The organism is Alcanivorax sp. MD8A (assembly GCF_002888555.1).
Taxonomy (GTDB): Bacteria; Pseudomonadota; Gammaproteobacteria; order Pseudomonadales; family Alcanivoracaceae; genus Alcanivorax.
Map to the genome: position 1 here is coordinate 192,821 of NZ_AQOQ01000001.1, position 14,253 is coordinate 207,073.

General features: G+C 59.6%; 13 protein-coding genes and 1 other RNA gene. 8 read left to right on the forward strand and 6 right to left on the reverse strand.

Translation table 11 applies throughout. The features are described from left to right. Positions 1-23 precede the first annotated feature (23 nt). Complete coding sequence (locus A15D_RS00805) at positions 24-2,177, forward strand: acetyl-CoA hydrolase/transferase C-terminal domain-containing protein (RefSeq protein WP_102790383.1); 2,154 nt, start codon at positions 24-26, stop codon at positions 2,175-2,177. An 81-nt stretch (positions 2,178-2,258) separates the two neighbouring features. On the opposite strand, the gene A15D_RS00810 is transcribed toward A15D_RS00805, so the two are convergent. The 5 genes from A15D_RS00810 to A15D_RS00830 form a co-directional block, all read right to left on the reverse strand. Next, on the reverse strand, positions 2,259-2,783 hold the full coding sequence (locus tag A15D_RS00810; protein ID WP_022983871.1) for a DUF4282 domain-containing protein: 525 nt from the start codon (positions 2,781-2,783) through the stop codon (positions 2,259-2,261). After that, entirely contained in the window at positions 2,777-3,811 is a 1,035-nt protein-coding gene (locus A15D_RS00815) for a DUF2804 domain-containing protein (RefSeq protein WP_102790384.1), read from the reverse strand. Before A15D_RS00815 ends, A15D_RS00810 begins: the two co-directional genes overlap by 7 nt. Continuing rightward, the gene (locus A15D_RS00820; protein WP_102790385.1) at positions 3,808-4,620 is read right to left on the reverse strand and encodes a DUF1853 family protein; all 813 of its coding nucleotides are present in this window, start codon (positions 4,618-4,620) and stop codon (positions 3,808-3,810) included. Before A15D_RS00820 ends, A15D_RS00815 begins: the two co-directional genes overlap by 4 nt. Next, on the reverse strand, positions 4,617-5,165 hold the full coding sequence (locus A15D_RS00825) for a PadR family transcriptional regulator (RefSeq protein WP_102790386.1): 549 nt from the start codon (positions 5,163-5,165) through the stop codon (positions 4,617-4,619). The genes A15D_RS00820 and A15D_RS00825 overlap by 4 nt, the downstream gene beginning before the upstream one ends. 213 nt (positions 5,166-5,378) lie before the next feature. Beyond that, positions 5,379-6,065 (reverse strand): hypothetical protein, encoded by a 687-nt coding sequence (locus tag A15D_RS00830; RefSeq protein WP_102790387.1) that lies wholly within the window; start codon positions 6,063-6,065, stop codon positions 5,379-5,381. 149 nt (positions 6,066-6,214) lie between these two features. Between A15D_RS00830 and A15D_RS00835 the strand changes: the two genes are divergently transcribed. The 5 genes from A15D_RS00835 to A15D_RS00855 all read left to right on the forward strand — a co-directional run bounded on the left by A15D_RS00835 (position 6,215) and on the right by A15D_RS00855 (position 10,774). Then, on the forward strand, positions 6,215-6,688 hold the full coding sequence (locus A15D_RS00835) for a YbjN domain-containing protein (protein WP_102790388.1): 474 nt from the start codon (positions 6,215-6,217) through the stop codon (positions 6,686-6,688). A 9-nt stretch (positions 6,689-6,697) separates the two neighbouring features. Next, positions 6,698-7,363: a 2OG-Fe(II) oxygenase gene (locus tag A15D_RS00840; protein ID WP_102790389.1), complete on the forward strand. Its 666-nt coding sequence runs from the start codon at positions 6,698-6,700 to the stop codon at positions 7,361-7,363. Continuing rightward, positions 7,312-9,360, forward strand: coding sequence for a hypothetical protein (locus tag A15D_RS00845; RefSeq protein WP_102790390.1), 2,049 nt, complete (start codon positions 7,312-7,314; stop codon positions 9,358-9,360). The genes A15D_RS00840 and A15D_RS00845 overlap by 52 nt, the downstream gene beginning before the upstream one ends. Before the next feature lie 209 nt (positions 9,361-9,569). Then, positions 9,570-10,019: an Hsp20 family protein gene (locus A15D_RS00850; protein ID WP_022983863.1), complete on the forward strand. Its 450-nt coding sequence runs from the start codon at positions 9,570-9,572 to the stop codon at positions 10,017-10,019. A 236-nt stretch (positions 10,020-10,255) separates the two neighbouring features. Continuing rightward, positions 10,256-10,774: a hypothetical protein gene (locus A15D_RS00855; RefSeq protein WP_022983862.1), complete on the forward strand. Its 519-nt coding sequence runs from the start codon at positions 10,256-10,258 to the stop codon at positions 10,772-10,774. Between the two features lie 112 nt (positions 10,775-10,886). Here the strand turns inward: A15D_RS00855 and gap are convergent, their stop codons facing one another. After that, complete coding sequence (gene gap, locus A15D_RS00860) at positions 10,887-11,906, reverse strand: type I glyceraldehyde-3-phosphate dehydrogenase (protein WP_102790391.1); 1,020 nt, start codon at positions 11,904-11,906, stop codon at positions 10,887-10,889. A gap of 193 nt (positions 11,907-12,099) precedes the next feature. On the opposite strand from gap, the gene ffs reads away from it, so the two are divergent. Next, positions 12,100-12,196, forward strand: an RNA gene (ffs, locus tag A15D_RS00865) — signal recognition particle sRNA small type. Positions 12,197-12,356: 160 nt separating this feature from the next. Continuing rightward, on the forward strand, positions 12,357-14,249 hold the full coding sequence (gene dnaX, locus A15D_RS00870) for a DNA polymerase III subunit gamma/tau (protein WP_102790392.1): 1,893 nt from the start codon (positions 12,357-12,359) through the stop codon (positions 14,247-14,249). The last annotated feature ends 4 nt before the right edge of the window (positions 14,250-14,253 follow it).

Below are 14,253 nucleotides of genomic sequence, written 5' to 3' on the forward strand. Positions count from 1 at the left end.
CCGCGACAACATAAGGAGCAGCCGTGACAGAGCGAATGGATAGCGTTGAGAAGGCGGTCGATTACGTCATTGAGAAGTCCGGCGGGGAGATTCGCCTGGCCATGCCCTTGGGACTGGGCAAGCCCAACCGTTTTTTGAATGCCCTTTATCAGCGTGTTGAACACGATCCTGCTCTGTCGCTGGATATTTTCACGGCGCTGTCACTGGGCAAGCCTGGTGCGGGCAGTGATCTGGAAAAACGGTTTCTCGACCCTTTCGCCGAGCGGATCTTTGCGGATTACGAGCCCCTTGCCTACCTGAAACCCCAGAAGAAGGGGGCGTTGCCCGCCAATATCCGGGTGTTCGAATTCTTTGTGCAGCCCGGCAGCATGCTGGGCAGCGATGTGGCGCAGCAGCATTACATCAGCAGTAACTACACCCACGTGGCCCGAGACCTCAATGCCCGCAAGATCAATGTGGTGGCGCAAATGCTGGCGCACCGCGTGGTGGACGGTGAGGACCAGTACAGCTTTTCCTGCAACCCTGAGGTGACGCTGGATTTGCTGCCTTTGCTCAAGGCGCGCCGGGAGGCCGGAGAGACGATCGTGGCGGTGGGCCAGTTGCATCGTGATCTGCCGTTTATGGAAAACGATGCCATGGTGGGTGACTGGCTGCCGGAAATGGACTTGCTGGTGGATGACCCTGATGGCCATCGCTGCCTGTTCAGCACCCCGAACATGCCGGTGAATATTCAGGATCATTTTGTTGGACTGCATGCGTCCACGCTGGTCAAGGATGGTGGCACGTTACAGATTGGCATCGGTGCATTGGGTGATGCCCTGGTGCACCATCTTCGTCTGCGCGAACAGGATAACCAACGTTACCTGTCTCCCTTGAAAGCCTGGCAGATTCCCGGGGAGCATCAGGCTCTGATTGATCAGGAGGGGGGTACCGCACGCTTTCAGGAAGGCCTGTACGGTTGTAGTGAAATGGTGACCCACGGTCTGTTGCAGCTGGTAGACGACAAGATTATTCGCCGGCCGGTGTATGACTGGGCCCCCCTGCAACAGCTGGAAATGCATAACCCGGCCGAACCCGGCTTGGCCCTGCTGGATGCGCTGCGTGAGCAGTCTGCGATCAGTCGTCGTCTGGATCGCGCCCAGTTACGGTTGTTGAAACGCTTCGGGATTTTCCGTGAGGGCGTGACCAAGAAGGGCGAGCAACTGTTGCTGCCCAATGAGGTTGCGGTGGCCAATGATCTGGATGATCGTGCCACTCGCGAGGCGCTGAAAGCCGTGTTTGGCGACCGGCTCAAAGGGGGCATGGTCATGCATGGAGGCTTCTTCCTCGGGCCAAAGGCATTTTACGACCGGCTGCGCGGGTTGGATGACGCGGAACGGGCGGCCATCAACATGACCCGCATCAGTTATGTCAATCATCTGTACGGTGATGAGACGCTCAAACGTCTGCAGCGCCAGGATGCGCGCTTTGTGAATACCGCCTTTACGGTGACCTTGCTGGGCGCCGCGGTGGCGGATCAGATTGATGATGGCCGTGTGCTCAGCGGGGTTGGCGGGCAGTACAACTTTGTCAGTCAGGCTCATGAACTGGAGGGTGCGCGTTCTGTGATCATGGTACGCGCCTGGCGAGAGCGGGGCGGTGAGGCCATGAGTAATGTGGTGTTCTCCTATGGCCATAACACCATTCCCCGTCACCTGCGTGATATCGTCGTGACCGAATATGGGGTGGCGGATCTGCGTGGCAAGACCGATGAGGAAGTGATCATGGCCATGCTCAATGTGGCTGACAGTCGCTTCCAGATTGAACTGATGGAGCAGGCCCAGGCCGCGGGCAAATTGCGCAAGGACTATCAGATACCCGAGCCCTATCGCCGTAACAACCCCGAACACCTGCATGAGATTGCAGCAGACAACGGTGAGCAGAGTTTCCCCTTGTTCCCGTTGGGGAGTGACTTTACCGATACAGAGCAGCGCTTGCTCAAGGCGCTGACATGGCTCAAGGAAAAAGTCAGCCACAAGGAATATTTGGAGCTGGGACGCGACGCGCTGTTCAACGAAGGCAGTGAGGCTGAATTTGAGCGCGAGTTGGAGCGGATGGACATGAAAACGCCGGAGGGGGTCCGTGAACATGTTTACCAGCGATTATTGCTCACCGCACTTGAGGCGGTCAGCCACTGACAGCTGACGGTCAGTTATCCTGTTCACAGGACAAGGATGTCCTGCGAACATGGCCTCTCGACGGGGCGGTGCAGGGCGCGATTATTCCGGTTTGTCTTTTTTGCGCTCTTCCGGTTTTACCGGTTTGCGCGCAGCAGGGCCGGAGCGGCCTGAGAGTACTCGCCAGAAAGGAATGCGGCGGGTGACAGAGACCATTTCATCTACCGTGTCGCCAATGCCGGACAGTCGATCCACGGTATCGCGCAGGCCTACCAGTTCATCCACGTGTTCGGAAATCTTGAACACCACCATGTAGAACTCAAGCAGAGCTCGCAGCACGGAAGCCAGTACCAGGAAGGTGATCGGCGCTGCCACGAAAAAATAGAAAAGACCACGCCAGGTAGATGCCATGAAGGCTTCCACACAAAGGTATAACAGGCCGAGGCCGATACCGAACAGGGCGATACCATACACCCCCGGCAACACCTGGATGATCATGTATTTATCAAAGCGAAAGTTAAACAGTTCGCGCCAGTACTGAACGATCCAGAAAAAACCGCGGCGCAGCTTTACATTCACTTTCTTCGGTGCCACTTCCGGCGCCGCATTCTCTTTTTTATCTACCATTTTGCGTACTGCTCCTCGACAAAACCGTAGTGTGCCTGGATGGGAATAGAGCGACCGTCCTTGAGTGTCAATTCACCATCGAAACGGCCAAACAGCTGATTAAAATTACTGGCAAAGAGGCCAAGATCGAGGCGCTCTTTGTGGTTGCCGCTGGGGGTAAAGCGCAGATTGACCTGACCACACAGGCTGCGAATTTGCCAGGGTTGCATCAGGTCATCGCGTTGGTAATCAAATATCACGCCAGCGGTAGGTACCATGACGTCATCTACCCACAGGCAGTTTTCGGAAAAGGTCGTCTCATTGACACCGCAAGACAGGTTCAGGCCAATACGGGTGTCACCGACCTTGCTGGACAGGCAGGCCCAGTTCCAGAAGGTTTCCCTGCGCATGTAACCGGCGGAAAAGTCATGGTGACCGCAGGCTCCCAGTTCAGACAGATCCTGACGGTGGCCGTTGCGAGTGAGGTTGCCGGTTACGGTGCGACCGGCAACCTTGTTGGCATACACCCAGCCATTGACGCCGGTTCGGGTGCACAGGGACATGGGTTGATACTGGTTACCCTCACTGAGCACAGCTTCCAGTGACAGGCCATCGAGAGCGATGCTCAGGGTTTTGGTCAGTGAACCCTGGTTGTCCTGGTAGCCGAGTCGGATATCCACCCCTTTTTGTTTGAAATGACTTTCGCCCACCCGGGGTGAGGTGGACATGCTCAGATCGCGTCCCAGGGGCGAGCGCCAAGTGTATTCCTTCAATTCGCCGGTTTTCGGTTCGAAAATATAGAAGAAGGCCATTCCCAGATAGGCGGTATGGGCAAAGGCGCAACCGGCCAGCAGCTCGTTGCTGATGATGCCGAAATACTGGAACTGCTTGTAATGAAAATGCCGGGCGAAACGCGAGGCCGGTTTGCCCATGGGGGTGCGATAGTCCGCTTCCCTGCCGTTGATATGGGCAACGGTATGCGGAAAAACGCCCAAGGCGACCTGGCCCTGATCATCGACCAGAGTGGGTGGCTGTGGCTGGAAATTCATGTGTTGGGCCAAGTGACAGGAACAATAAAGCCCGGCTCCGGGCGCAAATCAGACAGCACCATGACCGGGCGAGAATGCTCCTCAACATAGTCAATGAGCGTGGCGGTATCAATGGTGTTAGTACTTTTGTCCGACATGGACGGGCAGGCCCAGCATGCCCGTGGCACCCGTTGCCACTGCTGGCTAGGCAGCCCCCGGGCGGGAAGCCACCAGCCACGCTCATGACGGGGATGACGTTCCGGTTGTTCAGGGTGGCTGTTACGGTAGAACAAACGGCCCCGGGTCAGCAGCGCACGTCCGTCTACCTTCCAGCCTTCTGCGGCCAGGGTGCGACGGGCCTGGGTGCTCTGGCTGCGGGGCAGTTGCTGCTCGTGCAGATGGGTAAACTTCCGGGCCAGGGTGTCACGGCTGTTGGGGCCGTACCAGTGGTCTGGCGTACCCAGATAGAATTTCAGGGCCAGCTCCCAGTGCCACAGTTTTCCGCTATCAAGATCGCGGACCAACATGTCCAGCTCACCGAGGGTGCGGTGTTCATCGCGGATGGGAAAGTTGCGCGCCACGAGTGCCAAACCGGCGCTGTGCTCAACCAGGGCGGCGACCTGGTTCTCAAACTGCAGACCGATGCGGCCGGGTTGTTGCTGGCCGCGGAGCGACTCTGCAGCCCGGGAGGGCAACGCGGGATCTCGTTGCCATTCCCTGTGCAGCCAGAGCCCGGCATCCTCCCAGGGGGCTGGGGGCAGCAGTGGCGGGGCCTGAACCAGCCAGGTCAGCTGGGTTGCCAGCGTCCCGCCCGCCGGGGCGGCCATCATACCGAGGTGGTCAGGTCTTCACGTCGTCGCAGTTCAGACCGGACTTCCTCGGCCCAGTTGAGCCACGCCTGCTGGTCAAGAATGCCGCGGCGCAGGGTCAGGTAGGTGTACATGTCCTTGTCACCGTTGCGGTCATCCAGCTTGCGCGCCAGATCCTCGAAGGTGGTTAGCCGTTCACGACGAAGGTCGGCCTGATCCTCCAGTTCCCGCAGGATGGAGGAGGGGTCGCTGAGCGCTCCCCCGGCGATCTTGACCATGAAGGCATCCCGGATACGGGGCGGGGCGGCCGGTTTTCGCAGCCACCTGATTAACTCGTCTCGACCTTCTTCCGTGATCCGGTACATTTTCTTGTCCGGTTTGCCATCCTGGGGAATATGGCGAAACTTCACCATGTCCTTCTCATTCAGTTTACCCAGCTCCAGGTAAATCTGTTGGTGGGTGGCGTTCCATACCAGCCCGATACTGTTGGCAAATTCGCGAGCGAGGTCGTAACCGCTGGCTTCCTGATCTTGTAGCAATACAAGTATGGCATGGCGCAATGACACGGCTGACTCCTCGGCAATCTCTTTAATTGTTGTGATACCAGATTGATAGTAGAGAGCCGTGTTATTGCAGCGCAATCCGTTGAATAAGTAGTTTTGTAAAAACTTGGTGAAGTTAGCCAACAAGAGCGCGCCAGTGTAAGTATTTGTTATTAAAAGGCATGCACTATGTTGGCCAAGTGGTCTTGAAACGAAACCGGTGTCGCGCTGCTGTCATCAATGCCGAGAGGGGAAATCCATCAGCATGCTGGCCTGATAGCGACAAGAGGCGGTGAGCTGCTCTTCGGTCAGTTTGGGGATCAAATTGTGAATCAGGCTGCGCGAGGCCTTGCGCGTGGTTTCTACCCCCACGCTGGCAATCTTGCGCAGCACCGGACCGAATTTCAGCAGCGCCATGGGCTTTTCGAAGTACCAGTGAATGGATTCGTCGGTGACTTCCAGCAGGTATTCTTCCAGTTCCCGGCGGGCTTCTTCGAAATCCCCGTTTTCACACAGGTTGGGCAGGTTGGCGCCCTTCATGGCGAGCCCTTCGTTAACCGGAAATGCCACGTACCAGGCCTTTCCGTCTTCTCCAGGTTGGCGCACCTGGTCCATGTAGCTGGCAGAGTCCTGATTCTGTTTCAGGTCCATCTTGCGAGCGCTACGGCCGACCACCAGCGAGGTCGCTTTGCTGATGGTGGAACAGGTCATGTTGACCACCTTGAGCATGCCGGAAGACAGATTGGCGGCTTCCGAGGCGCGCAGCATGAATGCCTGCAGTGCCTCATCAATGAAGATGGCCATGATTTCCTCGATTTCCTTGGGTTGCGGCTTGCTGGCACCACCCTGCATATCGCGGATAAAAGCGTCGGTTTTGGTGTGGAGAGTCTCGCTGGACTGAAAGGCCACATGAGGATTTGTCATTATTCGGCTCCCGATGACTGGAGGAAAGGATGATACCCATGGGTATTTGCCGACCCAATGACCAAAATTGCCGGGTTTCTATTTCTTTTTGTGGCGCAATGGCTGATGATTCGCGGCCATTGTCGGGTTTGCCGGGGTGAGGAGAAAACATGTTAGGCGTCATCCACGCGGATGCAGACCAGATCAAGCAATGGCTGCAACAGGCGAATATTCAGCATTACATCTGTGAGCACTGCCATGGCCTGCACCTGTCGGAATTGCAGGGGCGTGAAGGTGTCGTGGATGCACGGCTGTTTGTGGAAGACGATGGCGTGTTGCTGACCACCGAACTGGAAGTGCGCCCGGCAGCTCTGTTTGCGGTGCAGGCTGAGCTGAGTCGTTTGAACATGGCCTTCCCGTCCATCAAGCTGTTCCTTGATGTCAACGACGATTCCCTGCCTCGGCTGGTTGCCTGCGATCTGCTGCTGGGGCGCCGGGGGATTACCTTTGATCAGTTCATTTACTTTGTGCAGGCCACGGTGGATGCCACCCTGCAACTGATGGATGAATGTCAGCAATTTCACTGGCTGATCTGGCCGGATGAGATCGATAGCGAAAGCGCCCCGGGCGAGGCGCTGCACTAGGAGCACGGTGTGCGCGACAATGAGGACCTGTTGGGTGGCATGGGTGGAGATCAGCTCGATGGCCTGATAGGTCGTCTGCTGGCTGACGGTTATGCCGTCATGCCGGGTTATTTCTCCTTACCGGTGGTGCAGGCCCTGCGTAACGAAGCCATGGAACGGGACGGACTGGGCGAGTTCCGGTTGGCCGGCATCGGCCGTCGCCAGGAGCACCAGCAAGACACCCGGATTCGCAGCGACCGTACCTGTTGGCTGAAAGGCAATACCCTGGCGCAGTGCCAGTGGCTGGAAGCCATGGAGCAGCTGCGTCTGCAGGTCAATCGCGCCCTGTTCATGGGCCTGTTCGAACTGGAATCCCACTTTGCCATCTATGGGCCTGGCGATTATTACCAGCGCCATATGGATGCGTTCAATGGCAACAACGGGCGCTTGCTGTCCGTGGTGCTTTACCTCAACGAAGGCTGGCAGAGCGAGTGGGGCGGACGCTTGCGTATCTGGGCGAGCCCTGATGACACCGTGGTGGCCACGGAGGTAGAGCCCCGTGCCGGGACGCTGGTGGCCTTCCTGAGCGAGAAAATTCCCCACGAAGTCTTGGCAGCTACCCGGGAACGATACAGTATTGCCGGATGGTTTCGCTGCAACAACACTACTGCCGACTGGCTCGATCCACCGCGCTGATCCTGGCTTTCCTGCTGGGGGCTGCGCCTGTCCATGCCCAGCTCTGTGGTGAACCGGGTCGAGACGGTCAGGCGATTTCCGACCCCATCCTCAACAGTTATTTCACGGGAAGTGATGACGCCTCACTGGCGGCGGGAAGCCGTGAGCTGGTGTTGACTCGCGCCCGTGGTTCCCATCCGCTGCTTCCCGGCGATCTTGCCTTGTTGATGCAGGTGCAAGGGGCGACCATCAGTACCCGTAATGACCGTCGCTATGGCGTGCTGGCCTCCCACACGCTGAAGGCGGAATGGCTGCGTATCGACAGGGTTGACGGGGGGCGGGTGCAGGTAAAGGGCGCCGGGGCAGGCGGTGGATTACTGCATGCCTATCACAACCAGCCCGCCGGTCCGGATCATGGGCGTGCCCGCTGGCAGCTTGTGCGGGTGCCCCAATTTGATTCCCTCACCCTGGATCAGGATGTACGGGCGTTGCCGTGGGATGGTTTTACCGGCGGTGTGCTGGCACTGGATGTGCGTCGCGGCCTGGCCCTGGCAGGCCATGCCCTGAATGTGGACGGGGCAGGTTTGCGAGGGGCGCCGGCGGTGTCGTTGCAGGGTGCGTTGGGGAATCCGGACGATTGGCGCTACAGCGCGCCTAACCCGGAGGATCAGGCGCTGGGCTATGGTCACCATGGCAGCAAGGGGGAAGGGATCGCCGGGACCCCGGTCATGATCGATCCGCAACAGCCTGGCTACCCGGAGGGAGGCATGGCGCGAGGCGCGCCAGCCACCGCAGGTGGCGGCGGTAACGCCATGGATGTGTCCCATCGGTTGCTCGCCAGTGGTGGCGGGGGGGGGAACGGTCAACCCGGTCAGGCGGGCCAGCCCCAGTCAGGGGGCGGCCTGGGCGGTCACAAGGCTCCACCAGGCCCCTGGTTGGGCAGTGGCGGTGGCGCCGCAGCCCGTTCAGCGGGCACGGGTGGCGATGGCGGTAGCGGTGGCGGCCTGATACTGATTCGGGCGGCGGCGGTGACCGGCCCTGGCGCTCTGACCTTGCGGGGGAATCCCGGCAGTGCAGCGGGCAAGGCCGGAGGCGGTGGTGGCAGCGGCGGCACCCTGTGGCTGGATATGCCCTCTGACGTGTCGTTGTCGCTGAAAGCGGATGTGTCCGGGGGGGGCGGAGCCGCGGGTGGCGGCAACGGCGGTGAAGGGCAGAGCTTGTCCGCGGATGGCCGGGAAGGTTTTCCCGCCTTTCCATTGTCAGGCGCTCAGGCCGGTTTCCGTTGTCGTCCGGCCGGACACTGGATTTCCGGCAGACTGTTTCTAGATAACGGCGCGGCGGATCCTGCCCAGGCCTTCAATGCCCGGTTTGACGATGGCGAACAACCGGTCGTTGACCGGCAGCTGCGATTGACCGGGGCCGGTGTGCGCCCGCAGGCCGTTTCTACGGACAGACAGGGACAGTTCAGCCTGCGTTTGTCGGAGGCGGAGAGTCGCGGTCAGTCCTTGCGATTGTCCTTGAGCCTGGCGGACGAAGAGCGCTTGCCGGCGCTGCCGGTGTTGAATCGCACGCCTGCACAACAACAGGGGAAACAGCTTGAGTGGTCGCTGACGGCGACCCCGGACCAGCATTCCGGCCCGTTGGCGATAGGGCTGGTGACCTTGCCGCAGTGGCAGGGCGCGGCCTCCCAGTCCGTGCCCGTGGGTGGCAAGGCGGTGCTGACCTTCCGCTACCATGCCTCGGTGAGTGGGCAGGTGCACTTTACCAGTGATAGCGAGGCGGTCAGTGGGCTGCTCATGGACCGGGAATGTTCCGGCGACAGTGAGCGTTGGCAAACCGGCAGTAGCCCGGGCTGGAACGTGGTGGCCGGAGAGTTGTTATGCGTGCGGGTGCCGGTGGCATTTGACGGCAGCAAACGCACCGTCACCGTCATTGCCCGTACTCAGCCTGCTGGTGCGCCACAGGGCTTCTCGCTGCCGACACAGCGAGCGTCCACACAGCTCAGTCCTGCTCACTGACCGTCTGTCCGTCGCGCGACAAAAGTTCGACGGATGCCTCTTGAAAGCCGGTTGGCTATCCCCATTTTCTGAATTGTGACAACAGACCGGTCTGACACTGTGCTCTGCTCTGAGAGTGCATGTCTGTCACACACAAACCTGTACGTTAAACCGTGAATCAGTGGATGCCTGCGGGGTCTGCTGCTGACGATGGAATGAGGATAGTGTGTATGAATACCGGATTTTCTCTTGCCCCTTTGTTTCGCCATTCGGTGGGCTTCGACCGTTTTGATGAGCTGCTGGATGCCGCGCTGCGTGCGGATCAGTCCAACGGTTTTCCTCCCTACGACATCATCCGCGAAAGTGATGGGCGTTACCGCATTGTGATGGCGGTGGCGGGGTTTGCCCGCAGTGATATCGAAATCACGGTAAAGGAAAACGAGCTGAAGATTCGCGGTAACTTGGCCAGCCAGGATGACAGCGAACGGACCTGGCTGCACCGTGGCATTGCCCGCCGCGCCTTCGAGCGCACTTTCAAGCTGGCCGACCATGTGGAAGTGGATGGCGCAGGCCTTGAAGATGGGCTGCTGACGGTCACTCTCAACCGTATTATTCCCGAGGAGAAAAAGCCCCGGGTGATTCAGGTGGATGGCGCGCCATCGCCTACAAAAAGTAATTGATCGCTAACAGTCTGTGACGCGGATTTTGTGACACAGTAAAGGGGCCGGTAAGGCCCCTTTTTGTTAGCGTCGGAAGGGTAGCTCAGGCGCCGATCCGCCATTTCAGTGGTTTTCTGCAAGGAGTCGCTGAACAACTGCTGGATTGGGGTGCCAGGGTATGTACCGCAGTCCACCTTGTGGGACGGCCAGGAAGGCCGTGCGGTCCGAACATTGTCAGCCACAGGGAGAGGCATGCAATGAAACGTCTTTATTACTTCACCAAGTCCCTGACGTCCGTTCAGGGGATCACCCGTGATCTTCAACAAGTCGGTATCGGCGAAAATCGCATGCATGTCATGGGCACCGATACCATGGCCATTGCCCAGGCCCACGTGCATGGCACGACCACCTGGGAAGAAACCGACATAATGCATTCCGGGTTTATGGGCGCGCTGATCGGTATGGGCGTCGGTTTGCTGGCCGGATTCCTGATCGCCGGGGCAGACCCCTGGGGCATGCAACTGGAAAGCGGGGCCATCATTGGCGCCACCCTGTTTGGTACCTGTTTTGGTGCCTGGTTGGGAGGGTTGCGTGGGGTGTCTTCCCAGAATCACCATCTGACGCCTTATCTGGATCGGGTGGAGCAGGGAGACTACCTGATGATGGTGGATGCCGATGACGACCAACAGGCGGGCAGGGTGGAAAAGGTGATGAAAAACCACCGCCACGAAGCCGAAGAAGCCGGCCGTGAGGAGCATTTCAGCCCGTTCGATTGAGTGTGTTTCGTCTGGAAACACAGGAACGGTTTGTGGGAGGTTCTCTCTGCGGTTGACGCCCGCAGTTCGGGGCCTCCACTGTCCTCCTCCTGTGGGAGAAGCCTGGGCGCCTTTATGCCGTTTCCAGCCAGGTGGCTGCCACATCCAGCATGCGCTGACTGAATCCCCATTCGTTGTCATACCAGGCAAGCAGTTTGAACTGCTGGCCAATCTGCTGGGTGTGATTGATGTCCACGATGCAGGAATAGGGCTGGTGATTGAAATCCCCGGACACCAGCGGCAGGTGATTGATCGCCAGCACACCCTGTAACGGGCCGTGGGCGGCATTGCTCAGGGCTTCGTGCACGGCGTCGATCGTGGCGGGTTTCTCGAGGGTAACGGTCAGGTCCACCAGCGACACGTTCAATGTGGGGACCCTGACCGCCAGCCCGTCCAGCTTGCCGGCCAGATGCGGCAATACCTTGCCCACCGCGCGGGCGGCCCCGGTGCTGGTAGGAATCATGTTGACTGCGGCGGCGCGGGCGCGCAGCAGGTCGCCATGGGCCTTGTCCACCAGATTCTGGTCATTGGTGTAGCTGTGTACGGTGGTCATCAGGCCTTGGCGTACGGTAAAGGCCCGGTCCAGTACCTCGACCAATGGCGCCAGACAATTCGTGGTACAGGACGCATTGGAGACAATCTGCTGGCTTGCCGTCAGCTGCTCATGATTGACCCCGTAGACCACCATGGCATCGGCATCGTCCACAGGATAACTGGCCAGCACCCGTGGTGCGCCAGCGTCCAGGTGGTGCTGGAGCTCGGCGCGATGCTTGAACTTGCCCGCGGCTTCAATCACCAGATCCGGTTTCAGGCTGGCCCACGGCAGGGTGGAGAGTTCCGCACGAGAGAAACAGGGGATGCGGTGGCCGTCAATTTCCAGATGACTGCCGTCATAGTGAACCGAGTGAGCCCAGCGCCCGTGGGTGCTGTCGAAGGCCAGCAGGTGCGCCAGCACGGTAAAGTCGGCCAGGTCATTGATGGCCACCAGCTCAAAGCGGTGGCCGGCCGGGTGATCCTGCAGGGCGCGGACAATGCAGCGGCCAATGCGTCCAAAGCCATTGATAGCAATACGAAATGTCCTGTTTGTATTCATCGTTCAGGCTCCGTCTACCATCCGTTTCCAGTGTAGACCCGGGCACCATTTTGCCGCCAGTCTGATCAAGCTTTGTTCAGATGGACGGCAGGAACCGGTGTTTTGCCGAGACGCCCTTGCAAAGCCACAAGGCTTTGGCCACAATGCGCGCTCGCTGTGCGGCTGTCACGCTGCGCGCGCGTTATGGTCGACCCGTCGGTCCCCCCGCAACGACAAGCTGTAAACCCCGCCAGGCCCGGAAGGGAGCAACGGTAGCAGTGGACTCGTGTGCCGGGGTGTGGCTGGCGGGAAGACCTCCTAATCCCGCTTCACCGCTTCTCGCAAATACACTCCCCAAACACGCTTCCCAAAACCGTTGCTCGCACTGTCCTCGCTTCGGGAACTTCGTTAGCATAAGCGACTGAATTTCAATTCCTTTGTCGTGGTGGCTGCGAAAGCTGCTGGAGTGCTATGAGTTATCAGGTCCTTGCCCGGAAATACCGCCCCCGTACCTTCGATGAACTGGTGGGGCAGGAGCATGTCTCGCGGGCACTGATGCATGCACTGGATCAGGACCGTTTGCACCACGCCTACCTTTTCACGGGGACCCGCGGGGTGGGCAAGACCACCATTGCCCGTATTCTGTCGCGCTGCCTGAACTGTGAGCAGGGCGTCAGTGCCCGGCCCTGCGGTGTGTGCCCGACCTGTCAGGAAATTACTGACGGCCGCTTTGTCGATTTGATTGAAGTGGATGCGGCCAGCCGCACCAAGGTAGAAGACACCCGCGAGCTGCTGGATAACGTGCAATACGCACCGACCCGTGGCCGATACAAGGTGTACCTGATCGATGAGGTGCACATGCTGTCAGCGCATTCGTTCAATGCGCTGCTCAAGACCCTGGAAGAGCCGCCTCCCCATGTGAAATTCCTGCTGGCCACCACGGATCCGCAGAAGCTGCCGGTTACCGTGTTGTCCCGCTGTTTGCAGTTCAGCCTCAAGGCGCTGCCTGCAGAGCAGATCGCAGGCCATTTGAAGGCGCTGCTCGACAAGGAAATGATTCGCTACGACGAACCGGCCTTGTTGTCATTGGGCAAGGCGGCTCAAGGCTCCATGCGTGATGCCCTGAGCTTGACGGACCAGGCCATTGCGTTTGGCAGCGAACAGCTCAGCAGTGAGGCGGTCAACGCCATGCTGGGCACGGTGGATCGCAATCATGTACTCACCTTGCTGGTCGCGCTGGCCGAGCAGGAGCCTGCAGGGGTGCTGGCTGCACTGGCATCAGTGTGTGAGCACAGCCCCGGTGAGCTGGCATTGCTGGATGAGTTGATCACCCAGCTCCATCAGATCGCCGTGTGCCAGGCGGTGCCGGGCAACCATGATGAGGCCGTATCGCAATTGGCCGCGGCGCTCACCGCAGAACAGGTACAACTTTATTACGACGTTGCCTTGCGTGGCCGGCGTGACTTGCAGGATGCACCGGATACCCGTGCGGCACTGGAAATGCTGTTGCTGCGCATGGTGCTGTTCACCCCCAAAGGTGTGCTGCCTGCCCAGGGGGGCGGCACTCCGGCAAAAAAGCCTGAAGCGGCGGTAGCGTCAGCCACGGCTGACGGGCGTCCGGACCTGCGTGCCTTGCTGGATGCGCCCGCCTCAGCGACAGTGACAACACCGGCAGAGGCTCAGGCCGCGCCGCCCGTGCCGGAACCCGCGGTGACGCCATCGCCAGAAGCGATTCCTGCTACCCCTGCAGACTCTGCCTCAGCGAGTCAGCCGTCACCGGGGAATGCCGTTTCCACCGCGGAGCAAGAGGTGCCGCCCTGGGAGGACGAACCGCCACCCTGGGAGGATGACGCACCTGCACCCGCAGAGATGCCGAAGCCCAACCCCACAGCGTCTGACCCCTCGGCCACTTCCGAGCCAGAACCCGAGGCGGAGCCTCTGGCGCCGTTGCCGGAGCCGTCGTCGCCAAGCGACGTGGCCCCCTGGTGGGCGTCGTTACTGCAACGCCTCGATCTCGATGGCACGGTGCGTCACATTGCCCGTAATGCTGTGCTCGTCAGTCGGGATGATCCTCACTGGACCTTGCGAATCAGCACCGGGCACCAGGTGTTGGTGAACCGGGAACGGCTGGATGAACTGTCTGCGGCACTGGGTAACTACTTTCAGCGTCGCATCCAGGTACAGGTAGAATATGAGCAGCAAGCCGGGGATACCCCGGAGGCCATGGCCGAGGCCAGACGGCAGGAACTGCTTGTCGAGGCCACCCAAACCCTGCACCAGGATCCAGTGGTGCAACAGCTGGTTGGTCGTTTTGGCGGTCGGCTGGATGAAGACAGCGTCACCCCGAAAGAAACGGTGGAATAACCCG

What these genes read in the sequence shown, in the direction of transcription:
- A15D_RS00830 (WP_102790387.1), bottom strand. Translation starts at nt 6,065, where the DNA reads ATGACAAATCCTCATGTGGCCTTTCAGTCCAGCGAGACTCTCCACACC.
- A15D_RS00815 (WP_102790384.1), bottom strand. Translation starts at nt 3,811, where the DNA reads ATGAATTTCCAGCCACAGCCACCCACTCTGGTCGATGATCAGGGCCAG.
- dnaX (WP_102790392.1), top strand. Translation starts at nt 12,357, where the DNA reads ATGAGTTATCAGGTCCTTGCCCGGAAATACCGCCCCCGTACCTTCGAT.
- A15D_RS00820 (WP_102790385.1), bottom strand. Translation starts at nt 4,620, where the DNA reads ATGATGGCCGCCCCGGCGGGCGGGACGCTGGCAACCCAGCTGACCTGG.
- gap (WP_102790391.1), bottom strand. Translation starts at nt 11,906, where the DNA reads ATGAATACAAACAGGACATTTCGTATTGCTATCAATGGCTTTGGACGC.
- A15D_RS00855 (WP_022983862.1), top strand. Translation starts at nt 10,256, where the DNA reads ATGAAACGTCTTTATTACTTCACCAAGTCCCTGACGTCCGTTCAGGGG.
- A15D_RS00845 (WP_102790390.1), top strand. Translation starts at nt 7,312, where the DNA reads ATGGTTTCGCTGCAACAACACTACTGCCGACTGGCTCGATCCACCGCG.
- A15D_RS00835 (WP_102790388.1), top strand. Translation starts at nt 6,215, where the DNA reads ATGTTAGGCGTCATCCACGCGGATGCAGACCAGATCAAGCAATGGCTG.
- A15D_RS00810 (WP_022983871.1), bottom strand. Translation starts at nt 2,783, where the DNA reads ATGGTAGATAAAAAAGAGAATGCGGCGCCGGAAGTGGCACCGAAGAAA.
- A15D_RS00850 (WP_022983863.1), top strand. Translation starts at nt 9,570, where the DNA reads ATGAATACCGGATTTTCTCTTGCCCCTTTGTTTCGCCATTCGGTGGGC.